We start from the raw sequence: 18,926 nt of genomic DNA on the forward strand, positions 1-18,926 counted from the left end.
TGACCACCCTGACCCTGATCGTGGCACGCGCGCGCAACGGCGTGATCGGCCGCGACAACCAGCTTCCGTGGAAGCTGCCCGAAGATCTCGCGTTCTTCAAGCGCACCACCATGGGCGCGCCGATCGTGATGGGCCGCAAGACGCACGAATCGATCGGCCGGCCGCTGCCGGGCCGCCGCAACATCGTCGTCACGCGCGACGCGGCACGCCGCTTCGAGGGCTGCGATACGGTGACCTCGCTCGACGCCGCGCTGGCCGCCGCCGCGCAAGACCAGGCCGCCGAAGCGTTCCTGATCGGTGGCGCGCAGCTTTACGCCGAAGGCCTTGGCCGCGCCGACAAGCTGATCGTCACCGAGATCGATGCCGATTTCGACGGCGATGCGTCGTTCCCCGCTCCCGATCCCGCACTGTGGCAAGAGGCCTCGCGCGACACGCATCGCGCCACCGAGCCGAATGCGTTCGACTACGCGTTCGTGGTGTACACGCGCAAGGCCTGAAGACGGATCGCAGGCCACGCCCCAAAAAACAAAGCGCCGCTTCGAGCGGCGCTTTGTTTTTGCAGCCCACGCGCGAAGCGGGGCCGGTTCGATTCGGCTTACTGCCCGGCGATCGTCATCTGCTCGATCAGCACCGAGCCGGTTTGCTTCGTGCCGCGAACGATCGTGTCGGCACCGATCGCGACGATATGCCGAAACATTTCCTGCAACGTGCTCGCCACGGTGATTTCCTCGACCGGGTACTGGATCACGCCGTTCTCGACCCAGAAGCCGGCCGCGCCGCGCGAATAGTCGCCCGTCACGTAGTTCACGCCCTGCCCCATCAGTTCCGTCAGCAGCAGGCCGGTGCCGAGCTTCTTGAGCATCGCGTCGAAATCGTCGCTGTCGCGCGTGTTCGAGCTGCGCAGCGCGAGGTTGTGCGAGCCGCCGGCATTGCCGGTGGTCTTGGTGCCGAGCTTGCGCGCCGAGTAGGTGGACAGGAAGTAGCCCTCCACCACGCCGTCCTTGACCACGCTGCGCGCATGCGTGCGCACGCCTTCCTCGTCGAACGGCGCGCTGCCCATCGCGCGCGGCACGTGCGGATCCTCGACCACCTGCACGTGCGGTGCGAACACCGGCTTGCCGAGGCTGTCGACCAGGAACGACGTCTTGCGATAGAGCGCGCCGCCGCTGACCGCCTGCGTGAACGCACCGAGCAGGCCCGCCGCGAGCGGCGCCTCGAACAGCACCGGCACCTTGCGCGTATCGAGCCGGCGCGAGCCCATCCGCGCCAGCGCGCGTTCGGCGGCATAGCGGCCCACCGCTTCGGGGCTGGCGAGATCGCCGGCGTTGCGCGTGGAGGTGTACCAGTCGTCGCGCTGCATGTGGCGGCCGCTGCCGGCGATCGGCGCGCACGCAACGTAGTGGCGCGAGTACGGATAACCGGCCAGGAAGCCGCGCGAGGTGGCCAGCACGAACTGCGAATGCTGGGCCGACACGCTCGCGCCTTCCGAATTGCGGATCTGCGGGCTGACCGCGAACGCCGCGTCTTCCGAGCGGCGGGCGATTTCGACGGCTTCGTCGGCCGTCAGCGCCCACGGGTGATAGAGATCGAGATCGCGCGGCGCGGTTTCGAGCAGCTCGGCCTCGGCCAGGCCCGCGGCTTCGTCCTCGGCCGTGAAGCGCGCGATGTTGTAGGCGGCCGCGACCGTGTCCTTGAGCGCCGCCGGCGAGAAATCGGACGTGCTCGCGTTGCCGCGCTTCTTGCCGAGGAACACCGTGACGCCGACCATCTTGTCGCGGTTGTGCTCGATCGTCTCGACTTCGCCGCGTCGCACCGACACCGACAGGCCGTCACCTTCCGAGATTTCGGTGGCCGCATCGGTCGCACCCATCGCCTTCGCGTGCCGGAGAATTTCCGTGGCAATGTCTTTCAGTTGTTCCTGCGTGTGCGGGAAATGGCGCGAGGGTGCGTCGGTATGAGCAGGCATCGTCGTGTGGTCCGGTAGCGGGCGGCTGGCCCGCGAGGTTCGAAATGTGGCGTATCCGCGATCATAACAAGGTCCGGCCCGCGCCACCTATCGGGGCCTTGCAGCACACCGCGGCAGCCAAGGCGGCCGGCAACCGCTCGCGGCGCGATACAATCTCGCCCATGAACCGCAAAACCCGTATCCAACCGATCGAGCACGGCGCCGAACCGGACGCCGACAACGGCTACGATCGCCCCAGCAAATCCCAGCTCAAACGCGAGATGCACGAGCTGCAGGCACTGGGCCGCGACCTCGTCGAGCTGCCGAAAGACGCGCTCAAGCGCATGCCGATGTCGGAAAAACTCGACCAAGCCGTGCGCGAAACGCGCCGCATCACCGATCACGAAGGCCGTCGCCGCCAGATGCAGTACGTCGGCAAGGTCATGCGCACGCTCGACCCGGCCGAGGTCGCGGCACTGCGCACCGCGCTCGATTCGCAGCGCGGCGTCAACAAGGCCGCCACGGCGCGGCTGCACTGGATCGAGCGCACGCGCGACCAGTTGCTGGCCGACGACGAGGCGCTGACCCGCTTCATTCAGGCACACCCGGCCGCCGACGCCCAGGAAGGCCGCACGCTGATCCGCAACGCCCGCAAGGAAGCGCAGCAAAGCAAGCCGCCGCGCTACTTCCGCGAGCTGTTCCAGTGGATCAAGGTGACGAGCGCCAAGCCCGGCGAGGATGCCGAGGCCGAGGCCGACGAGGACACCGATCCCGATGACGACGAAGCGTAAGCACCCGGACGAGCTGATCGTCGGGCTGGTTTCGATCAGCGATCGCGCCAGCCGCGGCGATTATCAGGATCAGGGCATTCCGGCGCTCGAAGGCTGGCTCGGCACGGCGCTCGCTTCCCCGTGGCGCGCCGAAACGCGTCTGATCGCCGACGAAGCCGCCCTGATTTCCGCCACGCTCGTCGCGCTGATCGACGAGGCCGGCTGCGACCTGGTGCTGACCACCGGCGGCACCGGCCCGGCCCGGCGCGATGTCACGCCCGAGGCGACGCTGGCGATCGCCACGCGCGAGATGCCCGGCTTCGGCGAGCAGATGCGCCAGATCAGCCTGCGCTTCGTGCCCACCGCGATCCTGTCGCGACAGGTGGCCGTGATCCGCGAAACGCCCGACCACGCGGCACTCGTCATCAACCTGCCGGGGCAGCCGAAGTCGATCAAGGAAACGCTGGAAGGCCTGCGCGACGATACCGGCAAGGTGCTCGTGCCGGGCATCTTCGCGGCCGTGCCCTATTGCATCGACCTGATCGGCGGCCCGTACGCCGAAACCCACCCGGAAATCTGCGCCGCGTTCCGCCCGAAGAACGCGCAGCGTCCGCCGCGCGCCAATTGACAACGGCCGGGCAAGCCCGGCCGTTTCATCGTTTCACTGCGCCGCGTGACGGCTTACTCGGCAGCGCTCGCCGCCGGCACGAGGAAGTGCTCGCGGTAGTACTTCAGTTCGTCGATCGACTCGTGGATATCCGCCAGCGCCGTGTGCATCGCGCGCTTCTGGAAACCCTTGTAGATGGCCGGCTGCCAGCGGCGGCACAGCTCCTTGAGCGTGCTGACGTCGAGGTTGCGGTAATGGAAGAAGGTTTCGAGCTCGGGCATCCAGCGCGCCATGAAGCGGCGGTCCTGGCAAATGGAGTTGCCGCACATCGGCGACTTGCCGGGCGACACGTATTGCGCGAGGAACGACTGGATTTGCGCGGCGGCATCGGCTTCGCTGACGGTGGAGGCACGCACGCGGTCGATCAGGCCCGAGCGGCCGTGCGTCGACTGGTTCCAGGCGTCCATCTTGGCGAGTGTTTCGTCGCTCTGGTGGATCGCCAGCACCGGCCCTTCGACGACGCGCTCCAGCGTGGAATTGGTGACGACCACGGCGATCTCGATGATGCGGTCGCTATCCGGGTTCAAACCCGTCATTTCCATGTCGAGCCAGACGAGATTGAGTTCGTTGCGAACGAGCGCGGGCTGGTCGGCGGATTGGGCGATATCGGTCATACGGTTTCCTGAAGAATCGGCGGCGGCGGACGCACCGCTGTCGTGGCCGGCACATGGGCCGAAAACCGTCGAGCGTACCCCCGCCGCTAGAACTTATAATTCTCGCATAGATACCACCGGCCTCCCTGATGTCCGCTTACTCGTTCACCCTGTTGTTCGCCGCCGCGATCCTCGCGATGGTCGGCGCCAAGCTCTGGCTCGCTTCGCGCCAGATCCGCTTCGTCACCGCGCACCGCGATGCCGTGCCCGCGCAGTTCCGCGACTCGATTCCGCTGGCCTCGCACCAGCGCGCCGCCGATTACACGGTCGCGCGCACGCGCCTGACCATGCTGCAGATCGTGACCAGCGCAGCAGTGCTGATCGTGCTGACGCTGTGCGGCGGCGTCGGCGCGATCGACCAGGCGCTGCGCGGCTGGCTCGGCGGCAGCCATTACGTCCAGCAGATCCTCGTGATCGTGGTGGTGATGGCGGTCACCAGCCTGCTCGAACTGCCGTTCGAATACGTACGCCAGTTCGGCATCGAAGCCCGCTTCGGCTTCAATCGCATGACGCGCAAGCTGTTCTTCAAGGATCTGGCCCTCAGTACCGTGGTCGGTACCGCGATCGGCCTGCCGCTGCTGTTCGTCGTGCTGTGGCTGATGAACCGCGCGGGGCCGCTGTGGTGGCTCTGGGCCTGGATCTTCCTGGTCGCCTACCAGATGCTGGGGCAGGTGATCTACCCGAGCTTCATCGCGCCGATGTTCAACAAGTTCGAGCCGCTCGCCGACGAGGCGCTGCGCGCACGCATCGAAGGCCTGATGAATCGCTGCGGGTTCGCCGCGAAGGGCCTGTTCGTGATGGACGGCAGCCGCCGCTCCGCGCACGGCAACGCCTACTTCACGGGCTTCGGCGCGAACAAGCGCATCGTGTTCTTCGACACGCTGATCGACCGGCTGTCGGGCAGCGAGATCGAGGCCGTGCTGGCGCACGAACTCGGCCACTTCAAGCGCCGCCATATCGTCAAGCGCATGATCGTCGTGTTCGCGATGAGCCTCGTGCTGCTGGCCCTGCTCGGCTGGCTCGCGGGCCGCACCTGGTTCTACACGGGCCTCGGCGCGATGCCGTCGCTGACGGGCAGCAACGCGGGCCTCGCGCTCGTGCTGTTCTTCCTGGCCATGCCGGTATTCCTGTTCTTCGTCACGCCGCTCAGCAGCATGAGCTCGCGCAAGGACGAATTCGAGGCCGACGCGTTCGCCGTCGACCACACCAACCGCCAGGACCTCGTCAACGCGCTGGTGAAGCTCCATGAGGACAACGCCTCGACGCTGACGCCCGACCCGGTCTACACCAGCTTCTACTACTCGCATCCGCCGGCTTCCGTGCGGATCGACCGACTGCTCGGCGCCGCATGACGCGCGGCCGCCAGCAAGGCCCGGGCAAGCCGGCCAAGTCGAGCGCCGAGCGCATCACCGGCCGCGTGATCGCGGCGCATGGCCGCCATTACCTGGTCGCGCCCGTGGACGGCGGGCCGATGCTGCAATGCTTCCCGCGCGGCAAGAAGAGCGAGATCGCCGTGGGCGATCGCGTGCAGTACGAGCGCAGCTCGGCCGACCAGGGGGTGATCGTCGAGATCGACACGCGGCGCAACCTGCTCTATCGCTCCGATCAGTTCAAGTCGAAGCTGTTCGCCGCGAACCTCGACCAGTTGCTGATCGTGCTCGCCACCGAGCCGTTCTTCAGCGAGGACCTGCTCGGCCGTGCGCTGATCGCGGCCGAGGCCAATGCGCTGAAGCCGGTCATCGTGTTGAACAAGATCGACGTCGAGGCCGCGCTGCCGGTAGCCCGCGAGCGGCTTGCGCCGTATCGCGCGCTCGGTTACGACGTGGTCGAATTGTCGGTGAAGGGTGCGCCCGACGACACGCTGGCGCAGTTGATGCCGCGCCTGGCCGGCCATTCGACGATCCTGCTCGGCCAGTCCGGCATGGGCAAATCGACGCTCGTGAACCTGATCGTGCCCGAGGCCGAGGCCGCGACGCGCGAGATTTCCGCCGCGCTGAACAGCGGCCGCCACACCACCACGTTCACGCGGCTCTATCCGCTGGCCGACGGTGGGGCGCTGATCGATTCGCCGGGCTTCCAGGAATTCGGCCTCTACCACTTGACCGAAGGCCAGTTCGAGCGCGCGTTCCCCGAATTCCGGCCGCTGCTCGCCGACTGCCGCTTCTACAACTGCCATCACCTGCACGAGCCGGGCTGCGCGATCCTGGCCGCCGTGGAGGATGGCCGGATCTCGAAGTCGCGCCACGCGCTCTATGCACAGCTCGTGCACGAGGCGAGCCAGATCGTCCGCTGACGATCTCCCCTGCCCGCTCCGATGCGCATCCCGGCCCCCGATCTCTCGACCGCCCATCATTGGGTCAACGTGCTGAACGCGGCCGGCATCGGCTGCGAACTGCACAACCGCTTCGCGACCGGTGCGCTCGGCGGGCTGCCGCCCGACCAGTGCGCGCCCGAGATCTGGCTCGACGACGAGCGCGATACCGCACTCGCGCGGCGCATCCTCGAAGCGGCGGCATCGGGGCCGCCGGCCGATGCATCGCGCTGGCGGTGCGGCGGCTGCGGCGAATGGCTCGATGCGCAGTTCACGGCGTGCTGGCGTTGCGGGCGAATCCGCGACCCGCGCGACGACGAAGCGGCGCCCGATACACGCTGACCGCCGCGCCGTATCGGCGCTCGAAAAGCAAAAAGCCGGCTGAGAACGCCGGCGTTTTTTATTTCAATGCGCGCCACTCGCGCCGTGTATCACGACACCCACACCGCCAGCGTCAACATCAGCAGCAGGATCATCCACAGAATCACGGCGCGCCAGACCAGGCCGACGGCCGATTGCAGCGTGCGCGGCGTACAGTCGTCGCCGACCGCCAGCGGGCCGCTGTCGCCCACCGATAACGCATCGACGCTCGACGGCTCGGCCAGCGGGCCGGCCAGGCGCGCGCCGAGCGCACCGCTGCCCGAAGCCAGCAGCACGCCGTCGTTCGAGTCGGGCCACTGGCGCGTGTGATTGCGCCACGCGTAGATCGCATCCTCGAAATTGCCGACGATCGCAAAGCCGAGCGCCGTCAGCCGCGACGGAATCCAGTCGATCACGAAGAAGGCGCGCTGCGCGAAATTGGAGAACGCCTCGGTGCGGTCGTCGGTCGGCACGGACCAACTGCGCGACAGATATTCGGCGATCCGGTACAGCACCGCACCGGCCGGGCCGAGCGGCAGGACGAACCAGAAGAACACGCCGAACACATGGCGATGCGATGCCACCACGGCATGGATCAGCGTATGGCGCACGATCTCGCCAACTGGCATGTCCACGGTATCGAGCCCGGTCCATTCGGCCAGCACTTCGCGTGCGCGCGGCACGTCGTCGTTGTTGAGCGCGAGATGGATATCGGTGAAGTAATGGCTGAACTGGCGGAAGCCCAGCGTGAAATAGACCACCACCACGTTCCAGACGAACGCGAAGGCGAAGCTGATCTTGAACAGCAGGTAGTAGACGAGCGCGACGGCGAGCACCCAGGGCACCACGACGACGAGCCAGGCCAGCACACCATGCTTCTTCTTGCCGGCGTCGAAGCCGTTCGCCGCAGTTTCCGCATGGAACTGGAACAGCGCGAACACCGGATTACCCGGCGACAGCGCGCGCACCTGCTCGATGATGAGGGCGAGGAGAACCGAAAAGAAAGTCATGCGAAAGGGCGTGCCGTCCTAGGTTATACGATTTTTCGCATAACGATAGCACAGCGCAATGGCGCGAGGGCTCTAGCCCTGCGGCACGCCGGACGCCGGCTGTCGTGCGATCAGGAGTGCGCGGCAAGAAAGCGGTACAGATTGCGCAACATGCCGGCGGTTGCACCCCAGATGAAGTAATGGCCGTCGTCGCGCGCGTCCGGATAGGGCATCGCAAAAAAACGACGTTCCCCGCCTTCCCATTTGAACAGCCGCACTTCGTGATGCTCGGGCGCCATCAGGAAGGCCAACGGCACCTCGAAAATCTCGGCCACTTCGAGCGTATCGGCCTGCACGGTAAACGGCGGATGCACGATGCCGACCACCGGTGTGACGCGATAACCGGTGCCCGTCAGATATTCGGGCAAGTTGCCGAGCACTTCGACATGTTCGCTGTCGAGTGCGATTTCCTCGCGTGCCTCGCGCAATGCCGTGGCCGTTGCATCGGCATCGAACGGTTCGCGGCGGCCGCCCGGAAAGCTGATCTGGCCGGGGTGATCGGTCAGGTGATCGGCGCGCTGGGTCAGCAGCACCGTGAGCCCGTCGGCACGCGCCACGAGCGGCACCAGCACGGCCGCGATGCGTGGATCGCGATAATCGGCCAGGCGCGCCTCGGCCGGCTCCTGCGTCCAGCCGTAGGACTGCGCGAAACGCTCGCGCAGCCCGACCGGCGTCAGCACGGCCGGCGGCACCGTCGGCAGGCCGGCGCCGGTCGATTCGACAGGCAGCACTTCGGGATCGATGATCGGGCGACGGGTCAAGGGGCGCTCGCGGAAAGGTCTGACGGAAGCGTATTGTCGCCCCGGAATAAAAAAAGCACCCGGTGGGGTGCTTTTTCCTTACAGCATTTACGCCTGCTCTTGCTTGGCGGCGGTGCGATCCTTCAGCACCAGCTTTTCCTTGATTCGAGCCGACTTGCCCGAACGCTCGCGCAGGTAGTACAGCTTGGCACGACGGACATCGCCGCGACGCTTGACGATGATGCTCGCGAGCAGCGGCGAGTACGTCTGGAACGTACGCTCGACGCCTTCGCCCGACGAAATCTTGCGGACGATGAAGGCCGAGTTGAGGCCACGGTTGCGCTTCGCGATCACGACGCCTTCGTAGGCCTGAACGCGCTTGCGGGTACCTTCAACCACATTCACGTTCACGATCACCGTGTCGCCCGGGGCGAAATCGGGGATCGTCTTGCCTTCGAGCGCGCGCTCGATTTCTTCCTGCTCAAGTTTTGCGATCAGATTCATTGCTGACTCCTAAAGCCATCGTGTCGGAGTTGGTACCTTGTCCGCTTCCGGACCCGGCCCCGATAGAGGATGGATTCACATCTGGCGTCGCGCACGCATGCACGACACCGCCTTTTTCCCGGACCACCACGGAAAGGCTTCAGCTCGAAGCTTTCCTCGCGGCCTTCGCGAGACTTGCAAGCCACGCCTCGTCGGCCCGGCTCAACAACTGTTGCTTGCGCGCCCGGTCGATCAGATCGGGCCGCTTCTGCCATGTATTGCGCAGCGCTTCCTGCCGCCGCCACTTCTCGATTTCCGCATGATGGCCGCCGAGCAGCACATCGGGCACCCGCACGCCGTCGTATTCCTCGGGGCGCGTGTAATGCGGACAATCGAGCAACCCGTGCACGAAACTGTCCTGCACCGCCGACTGCGAATCGTTCAGCACACCCGGCAGCAGGCGCACCACCGCATCCATCAGCGCCATGGCCGGCAATTCACCGCCCGACAGCACGAAATCGCCGAGGCTGATTTCCTCATCGACGACACGATCGAGCAAACGCTGATCGATCGCTTCGTAGCGGCCGCACAGCAGCACGACACCGGGCTCGGCCGCCATTCGCACCACACGTTCGTGGGTGAGCGGCGCGCCTTGCGGCGACATCATCACCACCCGCGTCGACGCAATGCCCTGCTCGGCCTGCGCGGCCTTGGCCGCGCCGATTGCTGCTTCGAGCGGCTTGGCGAGCATCACCATGCCCGGACCGCCGCCGTAGGGTCGATCATCGACCGTGCGGTAGTTGTCCGTGGTGAAATCGCGCGGATTCCACGTGCGCAACCCGAAGCGCTCCTGCTTGACCGCCCGGCTGGTGATCCCCCAGCCAGTCAGCGCCTGGAACATTTCGGGAAAGAGCGTGACGACATCGAACTGCATCGCGCGCTCCTGTGCGTCGTTCATTTCAGTAATCGGCTTCCCAGTCGACGACGATGCGCTTCGCCGCCTGGTCGACCGTTTTCACGTACACCCCGACGAACGGGATCAGACGCTCGCCCGTGACGGGCTTGCCATCCTTGCCGCTGGCCGGATAGTCGACGCGCATGACCGAATGCACGCCGTTGTCGATCATCTCGCCGACGCGGCCGAGTTCGACACCCGCTTCGTTGACGACATCGAGACCGATCAGGTCGACCCAGTAGAATTCGTCGTTGTCGAGCGCCGGGAAATCTTCTCGACGCAGGAACAGACGGTAGCCGCGCAGCGCCAAAGCCTGATCGCGATCGGCCAGACCGGCCAAATGCGCGACGACCGTATCGGCGTGCGTTTTCGACTGCGTGATGCTGACGGACAAACGTTCCGCCCCTTTCTCGAGCCATACGAGGCGCGCCTTCAGCAGCGCATCGCCGCCACGGCCCACGCCCGAATGGGGCACGATCTTGACCCAGCCCTTGAGGCCGTAGGCATCGACGATCGCACCGACCTCGATCGCATCGTCGGGCCACGCTTGCGCCGCACCGATGCCGACCGAGGCTTGACCCGGGTTACTGCTTGCTGCCGCCGACTTCGCGCTGCTCTTTTCAGAGGAACGCTCGACCGGTTTGCGGACAAACACGCCAAACGCAGACGCTTCGCGTGTACCGCCTTTGACATCACCGGATGAATCGTGACCGGACATTCAGACCACCTCTCGGCCGCAATTACCGGAAAACCGTGCCATATTAGGCAGCCGGTTGTGCCTTTTGTGCTTCCTTCACGAGGCGAGCGACGGTCGGCGACAGTTGTGCGCCAACGCCTTGCCAGTACGTCAGACGATCCTGAGCGATACGCAGCGATTCGCCCTTCGTGGCGACCGGGTTGTAGAAGCCAACGCGTTCGATGAAGCGGCCGTCACGACGATTACGCGAATCGGTAGCAACGATGTTGTAGAACGGGCGCTTCTTCGAGCCACCGCGAGCCAGACGGATGATAACCATATGAAATCCTTCGGGAAAACCGGGTTCGGAACTGCTGAAACCCGCGATTATAGCGGGAAACCAAAGACATAACAAACACTTACGGCAGAAAAAGCGCGACACCGCCCAATCGCCAGCGGTCACGGCGTTTCGCCGCCCAGCTCCTACACTGATTGAACCGTGCCGCCGCACCGCACACGACCCGATCGATCCATGCCCCTGCCCTCGCTCCCGTTCCGCGCTTTGCTTCATCGACTCGCCACCATCGGCGCGACGCTGCTTGCCGCCAGCCTCGTCGCCGAGGCCAGCGCGGCCGCGCCGCCCATCGACAGGTTGAGCGTGCCGCCCGGCTTCAAGGTGGAGGTGCTGGCCGCCGACATCGCGAATGCTCGCGAGATGGCCTGGTCGCCGCGCGGCATTCTTTATGTGGGTTCGACCGAGGGCAGTGTTCACGCGCTGACGCTGCGCGACGGCCGCGTGGTGGCGCGGCACGTGGTGGCGTCGGGCCTGGAGATGCCGGTGGGCGTCGCCTATCGCGACGGCGCGCTCTATATCTCCGCGATCTCGCGCATCCTGCGTCTCGACCGGATCGACGACCAGCTCGCCGCGCCGCCCAAGCCGGCGCTGGTGACCGACAAGCTACCCACGGATCGCCAGCACGGCTGGAAATTCATCGCATTCGGCCCCGACGGCAAGCTCTATGTGCCGGTCGGCGCGCCCTGCAATATCTGCGAACCGGATCGCGACCGCTACGCGATGCTGGGCCGCATGAACCCCGACGGCAGCGATTATCAGGTGTTCGCGCGCGGCATCCGCAATACGGTCGGCTTCGACTGGCATCCGGCGACGCACGCGCTGTGGTTTACCGATAACGGCCGCGACATGCTCGGCGACGACCGCCCCGACGACGAACTGAATCAGGCGCCGCGCGCCGGCCTCGATTTCGGCTATCCGTATTGCCACGCCGGCGACATCGCCGATCCGCAATACGGCCGCGGCCACCCGTGCAGCGGCTTCACGCCGCCGGTGGCCAAGCTCGGCGCGCACGTGGCCGCGCTCGGCATGCGCTTCTATACGGGCACGATGTTCCCGGCCGAGTACCGCAACGCGATCTTCATCGCCGAGCACGGCTCGTGGAACCGCAGCAGCAAGGTCGGCTACCGCGTGGTGCGCGTAAGCCTCGGACCGGATGGGCGCACGGCGCGCCAGCAGGTGTTCGCGCAGGGCTGGCTGCAGGCGGACGGCGATGTGTGGGGCCGCCCCGCCGACGTGCTGCCGCTGCCCGACGGCTCGCTGCTCGTCAGCGACGATTACGCCGGCGCGATCTACCGGATCACTTATACCGGGCACCCGGGCGCGACCGACAATCGGCCGGGTGTCGCGCCGTAGAATGCGCCATCGGCGCAGGGGTCGCGCCGCCCCGTCCCGCGCAGTTTTTCCTATCGGTTCGTCATGTCCAGCCCACCGCCACGTTTCCGCTCGAAAACCGTCACCGCCGCGCTCGCCTTTTTGTTCGGCTCGCTCGGCGCACATCGCTTCTATCTGAATGGCTGGCGCGACCTGGCCGGTTGGGCGCATCTGGTCGGCACGCTGCTCGGCGTGCCCGGCCTGTCGCTGCTCGCGCAAAGCGAGCGCGCCTCGCTGCTCGGCTGGGCGCTCGCCCTGCCGGGCGCTGTCTCGTTGCTCGCCGCGTTTCTGGCGGCGATCGTCTACGGCCTGCGCGCCGACGAGAAATGGGACGCGCAATTCAACGCGTCGACCGACCACCGCAGCCAGTCGGGCTGGACGGTGATCTTCATCGTGATCTTGTCGCTGCTGATCGGCGCGTTCCTGCTGATGACGTCGCTCGCGCTGTCGTTCCAGACATACTTCGAATCGCAGGTGCAGGCCGCCAAGGAACTGTCGCAGTAGGCGCGGGCAGTCACGAGCAGGCCAGCTAGAACAGGCTCAGTTGCGGCGTGGCGGCCGCCGCCGCACGCGCCTTCACCGGCTCCGGCGCGCGGAACTGCGAAAAATCGAGAATGCCGCGCGTGCGCTCGTTCAAGCCGAGGCGCTTGACCGCTTGCCGGAAGCGCTGCTTCATCAGGTCGGCCCACAAGCCCTCGCCCTTCATCCGGCTCGCAAAATCGGATTCGTAATCCTTGCCGCCGCGCATGTCGCGCACGCGCGCCATCACGCGCTCGGCGCGATCGGGAAAGTGCGCGGCAAGCCATTCGCGAAACAACGGCGCGACCTCCCAAGGCAGGCGCAACACGATATAGCTCGCATGCGTCGCGCCGGCCTCGGCGCACGCTTCGAGCACGCGCTCCAGATCGGGCTCGGTGACGAACGGAATGACCGGCGCGATGCTGACGCCAACCGGCACGCCCGCGTCACGCAACGCGCGAATCGTGCGCAGCCGCCGCGACGGCGTGGCCGCGCGCGGCTCGAGCGCGCGGGCGAGATCGGCATCGAGCGTGGTGATCGTGACGGCCGCGATCACCTGGCCACGCTCGGCCATCGGCGCGAGCAGGTCGAGATCGCGCTCGATCAGCGAATTCTTGGTGATCGCCGCGAACGGCTGCCCGTGATCGTGCATGACCTGAATCACGTCGCGCGTGATGCGCCGCTCGCGCTCGCAGGGCTGGTACGCATCGGTATTGACGCCGAGCGCGATCGGCTCAGGCACGTAGCCACGCTTGCCGAGCTCGCGCTCGAGCAGTTCGGCTGCATTGACCTTGGCGTAGATCCGGCTTTCGAAATCGAGCCCCGGCGACAGGCCCAGATAGCTGTGCGTGGGCCGCGCGAAACAGTAGATGCAGCCGTGCTCGCAGCCGCGATACGGATTCAGCGACACGTTGAACGGGATATCGGGCGACGCGTTGCGCGTGAGGATGCTTTTGGCTTGTTCGTCGAACACCTGCGTACGCAGCGCCGGACGGATTTCGTCGTCCTCGCCGGCCCAGCCGTCGTCGACCGTCTCGCGCTGGTCACGCTCATAGCGCCCCTGCAGATTGCCCACCGCGCCACGGCCCTTGCGCGGCACGGGCGGCGCCACCGGATATTCGACATCGGATCGATCGCTCATCACGCCCCTTCATCACGAACGGCGCAAGCGAAAATTCGCCGCACCGAATACTGTTTATTTATACAGTATTCGGTGCGGCCTGCCAAGCGATCGGCCGATCAGCCGTCGACCGAAATGCTCAGGGTTTCCTTGATCTCTTCCATCACCACGTAGCTCTTGGATTGCACGGCGCCGGGCAGTTGCAACAGGATGTCGCCGAGCAGCTTCCGGTAATCTGCCATTTCGCCGATGCGAGCCTTGATCAGATAGTCGAAATCGCCAGACACCAGGTGGCATTCGAGCACCTCGTCGATCTTCATGACCTCGCGGCGGAACTGCTCGAACATGTTGCCGCTCTTGTGGTCGAGCGTGATCTCCACAAACACCAGCAGCGCCGCGCCCAGCATGGCCGGATCGACACGCGCGTGATAGCCGGTGATCACGCCGTCGCGCTCCATGCGCCGCACGCGTTCGATGCACGGCGTGACGGTCAGGCCGACCTGCTCGGCCAGGTCCTTCATGGCCATGCGGCCGTCCGCCTGGAGCAGCCGCAGGATGCGGCGATCGAGCTTGTCGAGGGCACGGACTGGTTGACGTTGCGTTCTCATCCGGTTTTTTCTGAAAATTGAAAAAATACAATAACAAAAACTGGAACTCGAACAATACCATAGCTGAAAAAACCAGGTCGTAACGTGAAGGCAGCGATGCAGGTGCATCCCCACGGCGTTCCGGCTTTTTCCCATCTGGAGCAGCTATGCGTGTCGTGATTCTCGGAAGCGGTGTGGTGGGCGTGACGAGCGCCTATTATCTGGCGCGCGCCGGCCATGAAGTGACGGTGATCGACCGCGAGGCCGGCCCGGCGCTGGAAACGAGCTTCGCCAATGCCGGCCAGATCTCGCCCGGCTATGCCGCGCCGTGGGCCGCGCCCGGCGTGCCGCTGAAGGCCGTCAAGTGGATGTTCGAGAAGCACGCGCCGCTCGCGATCCGCCTCGATGGCTCGCGTTTCCAGCTGCAATGGATGTGGCAGATGCTGCGCAACTGCACGTCCGAGCGTTACGCGGTGAACAAGGGCCGCATGGTGCGCCTCGCCGAATACAGCCGCGACTGCTTCCAGGCGCTGCGCGCCGACACCGGCATCCAGTACGAAGGCCGCACCGGCGGCACGCTGCAACTGTTCCGTACGCAAGCGCAGTTCGACGGCGCGGCGAAGGACATCGCCGTACTGCGTGACGCCAACGTGCCGTTCGAGCTGCTGACGGCCGACCAACTGAAGAACGCCGAGCCGGCGCTGAGCGCCGTATCGCACAAGCTGACGGGCGGCCTGCGCCTGCCGGGCGACGAAACCGGCGACTGCCAGTTGTTCACCACGCGCCTCGCCGCGATGGCCGAGGAACTGGGCGTGCAATTCCGCTACAACACCTCGATCGACGCGCTCGCCGTGGCCGGCGGCCGGATCGCCGGCGTGCAGTGCGGCAGCGAACTGGTGCGCGCCGACGCCTACGTCGTGGCGCTCGGTTCATACTCCACGCGCTTCCTGTCGAACCTCGTCAAGATCCCGGTCTATCCGCTCAAGGGCTATTCGATCACGGCGCCCATCGTCAACGCCGATTCGGCGCCCGTCTCCACCGTGCTCGACGAAACCTACAAGATCGCGATCACGCGTTTCGATTCGCGCATCCGCGTGGGCGGCATGGCCGAGATCGCCGGGTTCGACAAGCGTCTGAACCAGGCGCGCCGCGAAACGCTCGAAATGTGCGTCAACGACCTGTTCCCGGGCGGCGGCGACACGTCGAAGGCCACGTTCTGGACGGGCTTGCGCCCGATGACGCCGGACGGCACGCCGATCGTCGGCCGCACGCCGATGCCGAACCTGTTCCTGAACACCGGCCACGGCACGCTCGGCTGGACGATGTCGTGCGGTTCGGGCCAACTGCTCGCCGACCTGATGTCGGGCAAGAAGCCGGCAATCCAGGCCGACGACCTGTCGGTGCATCGCTATCTGAGCGAAACCGGCGGCAGTTCGCGTCCGGCCTACGCCTGATCGGCTGCGGCGGGATCGATAAAAAGGGCACCCTCGGGTGCCCTTTGTCATGACGGCGAAAACCGTGTCGAGCGGGTCAGAACTGGTCTTCGGTCAGCATCAGCACGCTGTCCTTGCCAGTGGCGCCGACGATCGATTCGGCGATCCCGTTCGCCTGCACGAGCACGTGCTGCGCGTAGAACTGCGCGATCGCGATCTTCGCGTCGTGGAACGCCGTATCGTCGGCGCGATTGCGTTGCGCGGCGAGCAGCGCGCGTGCCATCTGCCAGCCGCACAGCACGATGCCGGCCAGCTTCAGATACGGCACGCTGCCGAGGAACACCGCGTTCGGGTCACCCTTGGTTTGCGCCACCACGTAATCGACCACCGAGCCGAGCGCCTTCGCGCCATCGGCCAGATGCTTGCGCATCGCGGCGAACGCGGGTGTGTCCTCGGCTCCGAGCGCCTGGACGGTTTCACCGATTTCCGCCAGCAGCGCCTTCGCCACCGCGCCGCCATCGCGCACGGTCTTGCGGCCGACCAGATCGTTGGCCTGGATCGCCGTGGTGCCTTCGTAGATCGCCAGGATGCGCGCGTCGCGGTAATACTGCGCGGCGCCGGTCTCCTCGATGAAGCCCATCCCGCCGTGCACCTGCACGCCGAGGCTCGCAACCTCGTTGACCATCTCGGTGCTCCAGCCCTTGACGATCGGCACCAGGTATTCGTAGATCGCCTGATGACGGACGCGCTCGGCCGCGTCGGCATGCGCATGCGCCTGATCGCTGTGCGCGGCGGCGACATAGGCCAGCGCGCGGGCGCCTTCGGTCAGCGCGCGCATCGTGCCGAGCATGCGACGCACGTCGGGATGATGGATGATCGTGACCGACTGCCTGGCGGAGCCGTCGACGGGCCGGCTCTGCACACGCTCCTTCGCGAACGCGGCGGCCTTCTGGTAGGCGCGATCGGCCACGCCGATGCCCTGCATGCCCACGCCGAAGCGCGCGGCGTTCATCATGATGAACATGTATTCGAGGCCGCGATTCTCCTCGCCGATCAGATAGCCGATCGCGCCGCCGTGATCGCCGTATTGCAGCACGGCGGTCGGGCTGGCCTTGATGCCGAGCTTGTGTTCGATCGATACGCAGTGCACATCGTTGCGCTCGCCGAGGCTGCCGTCCTCGTTGACGAGAAACTTCGGCACGATGAACAGCGAAATGCCCTTCACGCCGTCGGGCGCGTTCGGGGTGCGGGCCAGCACGAGGTGGACGATGTTGTCCGCCATGTCGTGCTCGCCCCAGGTGATGAAGATCTTGGTGCCGAACACCTTGAAGCTGCCGTCGCCTTGCGGCTCGGCGCGCGTGCGCACCAGCGCGAGATCGGAACCGGCCTGCGGCTCGGTCAGGTTCATGGTGCCGGTCCATTCGCCCGAGATCAGCTTCGGCACGTAGCGCGATTTCTGCTCGTCGCTGCCGGCCGTCAGCAGCGCTTCGATCGCGCCATCGGTCAGCAACGGGCACAGCGCGAACGACAGATTCGAGGCGTTGAGCATTTCGATGCACGGCGTGGCGATCAGCTTCGGCAAGCCCTGGCCGTCGTATTCGACCGGATGTTGCAGCCCCTGCCAACCGCCTGCGACGAACTGGCGAAACGCGTCGCCGAAACCGGCCGTTGCCGTCACCACGCCCTGGCTCCATGCGCTGGGCTGCTTGTCGCCGTCGACGTTCAGCGGCGCGAGCACCTCGCCGCAGAACTTCGCGGACTCGTCGAGCACGGCCTGCGCCGTGTCGAAGCCGGCGTCCTCGAAGCCGGGCAGCTTCGCGACGTCGTCGATGCCGGCCAACTCCTTCATCACGAACAGCATGTCCTTGACGGGCGCGATGTAGCTCATGGTGCTCCTCTCCTCTGTCTGTTTATGGTCAAAAAAAGGGGCGCTCGCTGCGCCCCTTCGTGGTGGTTATCGGCGCGTCGTCAACGATGCGCGTGGCCGCTCGCGATCAGCCGAGCGCGGTCACGAGTTCCGGCACCACCGTGAACAGGTCGCCCACGATGCCGTAGTCGGCCACGCTGAAGATCGGCGCCTCTTCGTCCTTGTTGATCGCGACGATCACCTTCGAGTCCTTCATCCCGGCCAGATGCTGGATCGCACCCGAGATGCCCACCGCGATGTACAACTGCGGCGCGACGATCTTGCCGGTCTGGCCCACCTGGAAATCGTTCGGCACGTAGCCCGCGTCCACCGCCGCGCGCGAGGCGCCCAGCGCCGCACCGAGCTTGTCGGCCAGCGGCTCCAGCGTGGCCGTGTAGTTCTCGCCGCTGCCCAGGCCCCGGCCGCCCGACACGATGATCTTCGCGCTGGTCAGCTCCGGACGGTCCAGCTTCGTCACTTCGCGGTTCACGAACTGCGACTTGCCGCTGTCGGCCGCCGCCTCGATCTTCTCGACCGTCGCGCTGCCGCCTTCGGCCGCCACCGGGTCGAAGCCGGTCGCACGCACCGTGATCACCTTGATCGGGTCGCTCGACTGCACCGTGGCAATTGCGTTGCCGGCGTAGATCGGGCGCTCGAACGTGTCGGCGCTGTCCACGGCGGTGATGTCCGAGATTTGTGCGACGTCGAGCTTCGCGGCGATGCGCGGCGCGATGTTCTTGCCGTAGGCCGTGGCCGGCGCGAGGATATGCGAGTAGTCCTTCGCAATATTCAGCACCGTGGCTTCGACGTTTTCGGCCAGCCCTTCGGCCAGTTGCGGCGCGTCGGCCAGCAGCACCTTCGCCACACCGGCGATCTTCGCTGCGGCGTCGGCCGCGGCTTGGGCGTTGCCGCCCGCCACCAGGACGTGGATATCGCCACCGATCTTTTGAGCGGCGGCCACCGTGTTCAGCGTCGCGGCCTTGATCGACGCGTTGTCGTGTTCGGCAATGATCAGAATCGTCATCT

21 protein-coding genes are annotated in these 18,926 nt (G+C 66.1%); 9 read left to right on the forward strand and 12 right to left on the reverse strand.

Annotated elements, in window-relative coordinates; genetic code table 11:
- On the forward strand, positions 1 to 497 hold a 497-nt coding region (locus ACYP33_RS08215), incomplete at its 5' end, for a dihydrofolate reductase (RefSeq protein WP_459620891.1).
- 98 nt (positions 498 to 595) lie between these two features.
- On the opposite strand, the gene pmbA is transcribed toward ACYP33_RS08215, so the two are convergent.
- The gene (pmbA, locus tag ACYP33_RS08220; RefSeq protein ID WP_459620892.1) at positions 596 to 1,966 is read right to left on the reverse strand and encodes a metalloprotease PmbA; all 1,371 of its coding nucleotides are present in this window, start codon (positions 1,964 to 1,966) and stop codon (positions 596 to 598) included.
- A 161-nt stretch (positions 1,967 to 2,127) separates the two neighbouring features.
- Here pmbA and yjgA point away from each other — a divergent pair, with 161 nt between their 5' ends.
- Together yjgA and mog are read left to right on the forward strand one after the other, a co-directional pair.
- Positions 2,128 to 2,736, forward strand: coding sequence for a ribosome biogenesis factor YjgA (gene yjgA, locus ACYP33_RS08225; RefSeq protein WP_459620893.1), 609 nt, complete (start codon positions 2,128 to 2,130; stop codon positions 2,734 to 2,736).
- Positions 2,720 to 3,343, forward strand: a complete 624-nt coding sequence (mog, locus tag ACYP33_RS08230) for a molybdopterin adenylyltransferase (protein WP_414450129.1) — start codon at positions 2,720 to 2,722, stop codon at positions 3,341 to 3,343. The genes yjgA and mog overlap by 17 nt, the downstream gene beginning before the upstream one ends.
- A gap of 53 nt (positions 3,344 to 3,396) precedes the next feature.
- On the opposite strand, the gene orn is transcribed toward mog, so the two are convergent.
- Positions 3,397 to 3,996 carry an oligoribonuclease gene (gene orn / locus ACYP33_RS08235; RefSeq protein ID WP_414444247.1) on the reverse strand — a complete coding sequence of 200 codons (600 nt, stop codon included), beginning with the start codon at positions 3,994 to 3,996 and terminating at the stop codon, positions 3,397 to 3,399.
- 128 nt (positions 3,997 to 4,124) lie between these two features.
- On the opposite strand from orn, the gene ACYP33_RS08240 reads away from it, so the two are divergent.
- Genes ACYP33_RS08240 through ACYP33_RS08250 form a run of 3 tightly spaced genes read left to right on the forward strand, consistent with a single transcriptional unit; the run spans position 4,125 to position 6,688 of the window.
- On the forward strand, positions 4,125 to 5,387 hold the full coding sequence (locus ACYP33_RS08240; protein ID WP_459620894.1) for a M48 family metallopeptidase: 1,263 nt from the start codon (positions 4,125 to 4,127) through the stop codon (positions 5,385 to 5,387).
- The gene (gene rsgA, locus ACYP33_RS08245) at positions 5,384 to 6,328 is read left to right on the forward strand and encodes a ribosome small subunit-dependent GTPase A (RefSeq protein ID WP_414444245.1); all 945 of its coding nucleotides are present in this window, start codon (positions 5,384 to 5,386) and stop codon (positions 6,326 to 6,328) included. The genes ACYP33_RS08240 and rsgA overlap by 4 nt, the downstream gene beginning before the upstream one ends.
- Before the next feature lie 21 nt (positions 6,329 to 6,349).
- Positions 6,350 to 6,688, forward strand: a complete 339-nt coding sequence (locus ACYP33_RS08250) for a putative signal transducing protein (RefSeq protein ID WP_414450132.1) — start codon at positions 6,350 to 6,352, stop codon at positions 6,686 to 6,688.
- Positions 6,689 to 6,777: 89 nt separating this feature from the next.
- Here the strand turns inward: ACYP33_RS08250 and ACYP33_RS08255 are convergent, their stop codons facing one another.
- The 6 genes from ACYP33_RS08255 to rpsP form a co-directional block, all read right to left on the reverse strand.
- Positions 6,778 to 7,716, reverse strand: coding sequence for a CobD/CbiB family protein (locus tag ACYP33_RS08255; RefSeq protein WP_414444243.1), 939 nt, complete (start codon positions 7,714 to 7,716; stop codon positions 6,778 to 6,780).
- Positions 7,717 to 7,826: 110 nt separating this feature from the next.
- Entirely contained in the window at positions 7,827 to 8,516 is a 690-nt protein-coding gene (locus tag ACYP33_RS08260) for a CoA pyrophosphatase (protein WP_459620897.1), read from the reverse strand.
- An 87-nt stretch (positions 8,517 to 8,603) separates the two neighbouring features.
- The gene (gene rplS / locus ACYP33_RS08265; RefSeq protein WP_414444241.1) at positions 8,604 to 8,999 is read right to left on the reverse strand and encodes a 50S ribosomal protein L19; all 396 of its coding nucleotides are present in this window, start codon (positions 8,997 to 8,999) and stop codon (positions 8,604 to 8,606) included.
- Between the two features lie 139 nt (positions 9,000 to 9,138).
- Entirely contained in the window at positions 9,139 to 9,936 is a 798-nt protein-coding gene (gene trmD, locus ACYP33_RS08270; RefSeq protein ID WP_414444240.1) for a tRNA (guanosine(37)-N1)-methyltransferase TrmD, read from the reverse strand.
- Position 9,937: 1 nt separating this feature from the next.
- Positions 9,938 to 10,651 carry a ribosome maturation factor RimM gene (gene rimM / locus ACYP33_RS08275; RefSeq protein ID WP_459620900.1) on the reverse strand — a complete coding sequence of 238 codons (714 nt, stop codon included), beginning with the start codon at positions 10,649 to 10,651 and terminating at the stop codon, positions 9,938 to 9,940.
- 43 nt (positions 10,652 to 10,694) lie between these two features.
- On the reverse strand, positions 10,695 to 10,949 hold the full coding sequence (gene rpsP / locus ACYP33_RS08280; protein ID WP_012734974.1) for a 30S ribosomal protein S16: 255 nt from the start codon (positions 10,947 to 10,949) through the stop codon (positions 10,695 to 10,697).
- A gap of 192 nt (positions 10,950 to 11,141) precedes the next feature.
- On the opposite strand from rpsP, the gene ACYP33_RS08285 reads away from it, so the two are divergent.
- Together ACYP33_RS08285 and ACYP33_RS08290 are read left to right on the forward strand one after the other, a co-directional pair.
- The gene (locus ACYP33_RS08285; protein ID WP_459620902.1) at positions 11,142 to 12,317 is read left to right on the forward strand and encodes a PQQ-dependent sugar dehydrogenase; all 1,176 of its coding nucleotides are present in this window, start codon (positions 11,142 to 11,144) and stop codon (positions 12,315 to 12,317) included.
- 63 nt (positions 12,318 to 12,380) lie between these two features.
- Positions 12,381 to 12,839: an NINE protein gene (locus tag ACYP33_RS08290; RefSeq protein WP_459620904.1), complete on the forward strand. Its 459-nt coding sequence runs from the start codon at positions 12,381 to 12,383 to the stop codon at positions 12,837 to 12,839.
- Positions 12,840 to 12,864: 25 nt separating this feature from the next.
- On the opposite strand, the gene ACYP33_RS08295 is transcribed toward ACYP33_RS08290, so the two are convergent.
- Both ACYP33_RS08295 and ACYP33_RS08300 read right to left on the reverse strand, forming a co-directional pair.
- A complete protein-coding gene (locus tag ACYP33_RS08295; RefSeq protein WP_459620906.1) occupies positions 12,865 to 13,995 on the reverse strand; it encodes a PA0069 family radical SAM protein in 1,131 nt (376 codons plus the stop codon).
- 98 nt (positions 13,996 to 14,093) lie between these two features.
- Complete coding sequence (locus tag ACYP33_RS08300; protein WP_414444235.1) at positions 14,094 to 14,582, reverse strand: Lrp/AsnC ligand binding domain-containing protein; 489 nt, start codon at positions 14,580 to 14,582, stop codon at positions 14,094 to 14,096.
- A gap of 146 nt (positions 14,583 to 14,728) precedes the next feature.
- Here ACYP33_RS08300 and ACYP33_RS08305 point away from each other — a divergent pair, with 146 nt between their 5' ends.
- A complete protein-coding gene (locus ACYP33_RS08305) occupies positions 14,729 to 16,015 on the forward strand; it encodes a D-amino acid dehydrogenase (protein WP_459620908.1) in 1,287 nt (428 codons plus the stop codon).
- Positions 16,016 to 16,091: 76 nt separating this feature from the next.
- Here ACYP33_RS08305 and ACYP33_RS08310 read toward each other — a convergent pair whose 3' ends face one another.
- Together ACYP33_RS08310 and ACYP33_RS08315 are read right to left on the reverse strand one after the other, a co-directional pair.
- A complete protein-coding gene (locus ACYP33_RS08310; RefSeq protein ID WP_459620910.1) occupies positions 16,092 to 17,882 on the reverse strand; it encodes an acyl-CoA dehydrogenase in 1,791 nt (596 codons plus the stop codon).
- Between the two features lie 106 nt (positions 17,883 to 17,988).
- The gene (locus ACYP33_RS08315; RefSeq protein WP_459620911.1) at positions 17,989 to 18,924 is read right to left on the reverse strand and encodes an electron transfer flavoprotein subunit alpha/FixB family protein; all 936 of its coding nucleotides are present in this window, start codon (positions 18,922 to 18,924) and stop codon (positions 17,989 to 17,991) included.
- Positions 18,925 to 18,926: the final 2 nt, after the last annotated feature.

The organism is Burkholderia sp. 3C (genome assembly GCF_054589155.1).

What these genes read in the sequence shown, in the direction of transcription:
- pmbA (WP_459620892.1), bottom strand. Translation starts at nt 1,966, where the DNA reads ATGCCTGCTCATACCGACGCACCCTCGCGCCATTTCCCGCACACGCAG.
- yjgA (WP_459620893.1), top strand. Translation starts at nt 2,128, where the DNA reads ATGAACCGCAAAACCCGTATCCAACCGATCGAGCACGGCGCCGAACCG.
- mog (WP_414450129.1), top strand. Translation starts at nt 2,720, where the DNA reads ATGACGACGAAGCGTAAGCACCCGGACGAGCTGATCGTCGGGCTGGTT.
- orn (WP_414444247.1), bottom strand. Translation starts at nt 3,996, where the DNA reads ATGACCGATATCGCCCAATCCGCCGACCAGCCCGCGCTCGTTCGCAAC.
- ACYP33_RS08240 (WP_459620894.1), top strand. Translation starts at nt 4,125, where the DNA reads ATGTCCGCTTACTCGTTCACCCTGTTGTTCGCCGCCGCGATCCTCGCG.
- rsgA (WP_414444245.1), top strand. Translation starts at nt 5,384, where the DNA reads ATGACGCGCGGCCGCCAGCAAGGCCCGGGCAAGCCGGCCAAGTCGAGC.
- ACYP33_RS08250 (WP_414450132.1), top strand. Translation starts at nt 6,350, where the DNA reads ATGCGCATCCCGGCCCCCGATCTCTCGACCGCCCATCATTGGGTCAAC.
- ACYP33_RS08255 (WP_414444243.1), bottom strand. Translation starts at nt 7,716, where the DNA reads ATGACTTTCTTTTCGGTTCTCCTCGCCCTCATCATCGAGCAGGTGCGC.
- rplS (WP_414444241.1), bottom strand. Translation starts at nt 8,999, where the DNA reads ATGAATCTGATCGCAAAACTTGAGCAGGAAGAAATCGAGCGCGCGCTC.
- trmD (WP_414444240.1), bottom strand. Translation starts at nt 9,936, where the DNA reads ATGAACGACGCACAGGAGCGCGCGATGCAGTTCGATGTCGTCACGCTC.
- rimM (WP_459620900.1), bottom strand. Translation starts at nt 10,651, where the DNA reads ATGTCCGGTCACGATTCATCCGGTGATGTCAAAGGCGGTACACGCGAA.
- rpsP (WP_012734974.1), bottom strand. Translation starts at nt 10,949, where the DNA reads ATGGTTATCATCCGTCTGGCTCGCGGTGGCTCGAAGAAGCGCCCGTTC.
- ACYP33_RS08285 (WP_459620902.1), top strand. Translation starts at nt 11,142, where the DNA reads ATGCCCCTGCCCTCGCTCCCGTTCCGCGCTTTGCTTCATCGACTCGCC.
- ACYP33_RS08290 (WP_459620904.1), top strand. Translation starts at nt 12,381, where the DNA reads ATGTCCAGCCCACCGCCACGTTTCCGCTCGAAAACCGTCACCGCCGCG.
- ACYP33_RS08295 (WP_459620906.1), bottom strand. Translation starts at nt 13,995, where the DNA reads ATGAGCGATCGATCCGATGTCGAATATCCGGTGGCGCCGCCCGTGCCG.
- ACYP33_RS08300 (WP_414444235.1), bottom strand. Translation starts at nt 14,582, where the DNA reads ATGAGAACGCAACGTCAACCAGTCCGTGCCCTCGACAAGCTCGATCGC.
- ACYP33_RS08305 (WP_459620908.1), top strand. Translation starts at nt 14,729, where the DNA reads ATGCGTGTCGTGATTCTCGGAAGCGGTGTGGTGGGCGTGACGAGCGCC.
- ACYP33_RS08310 (WP_459620910.1), bottom strand. Translation starts at nt 17,882, where the DNA reads ATGAGCTACATCGCGCCCGTCAAGGACATGCTGTTCGTGATGAAGGAG.
- ACYP33_RS08315 (WP_459620911.1), bottom strand. Translation starts at nt 18,924, where the DNA reads ATGACGATTCTGATCATTGCCGAACACGACAACGCGTCGATCAAGGCC.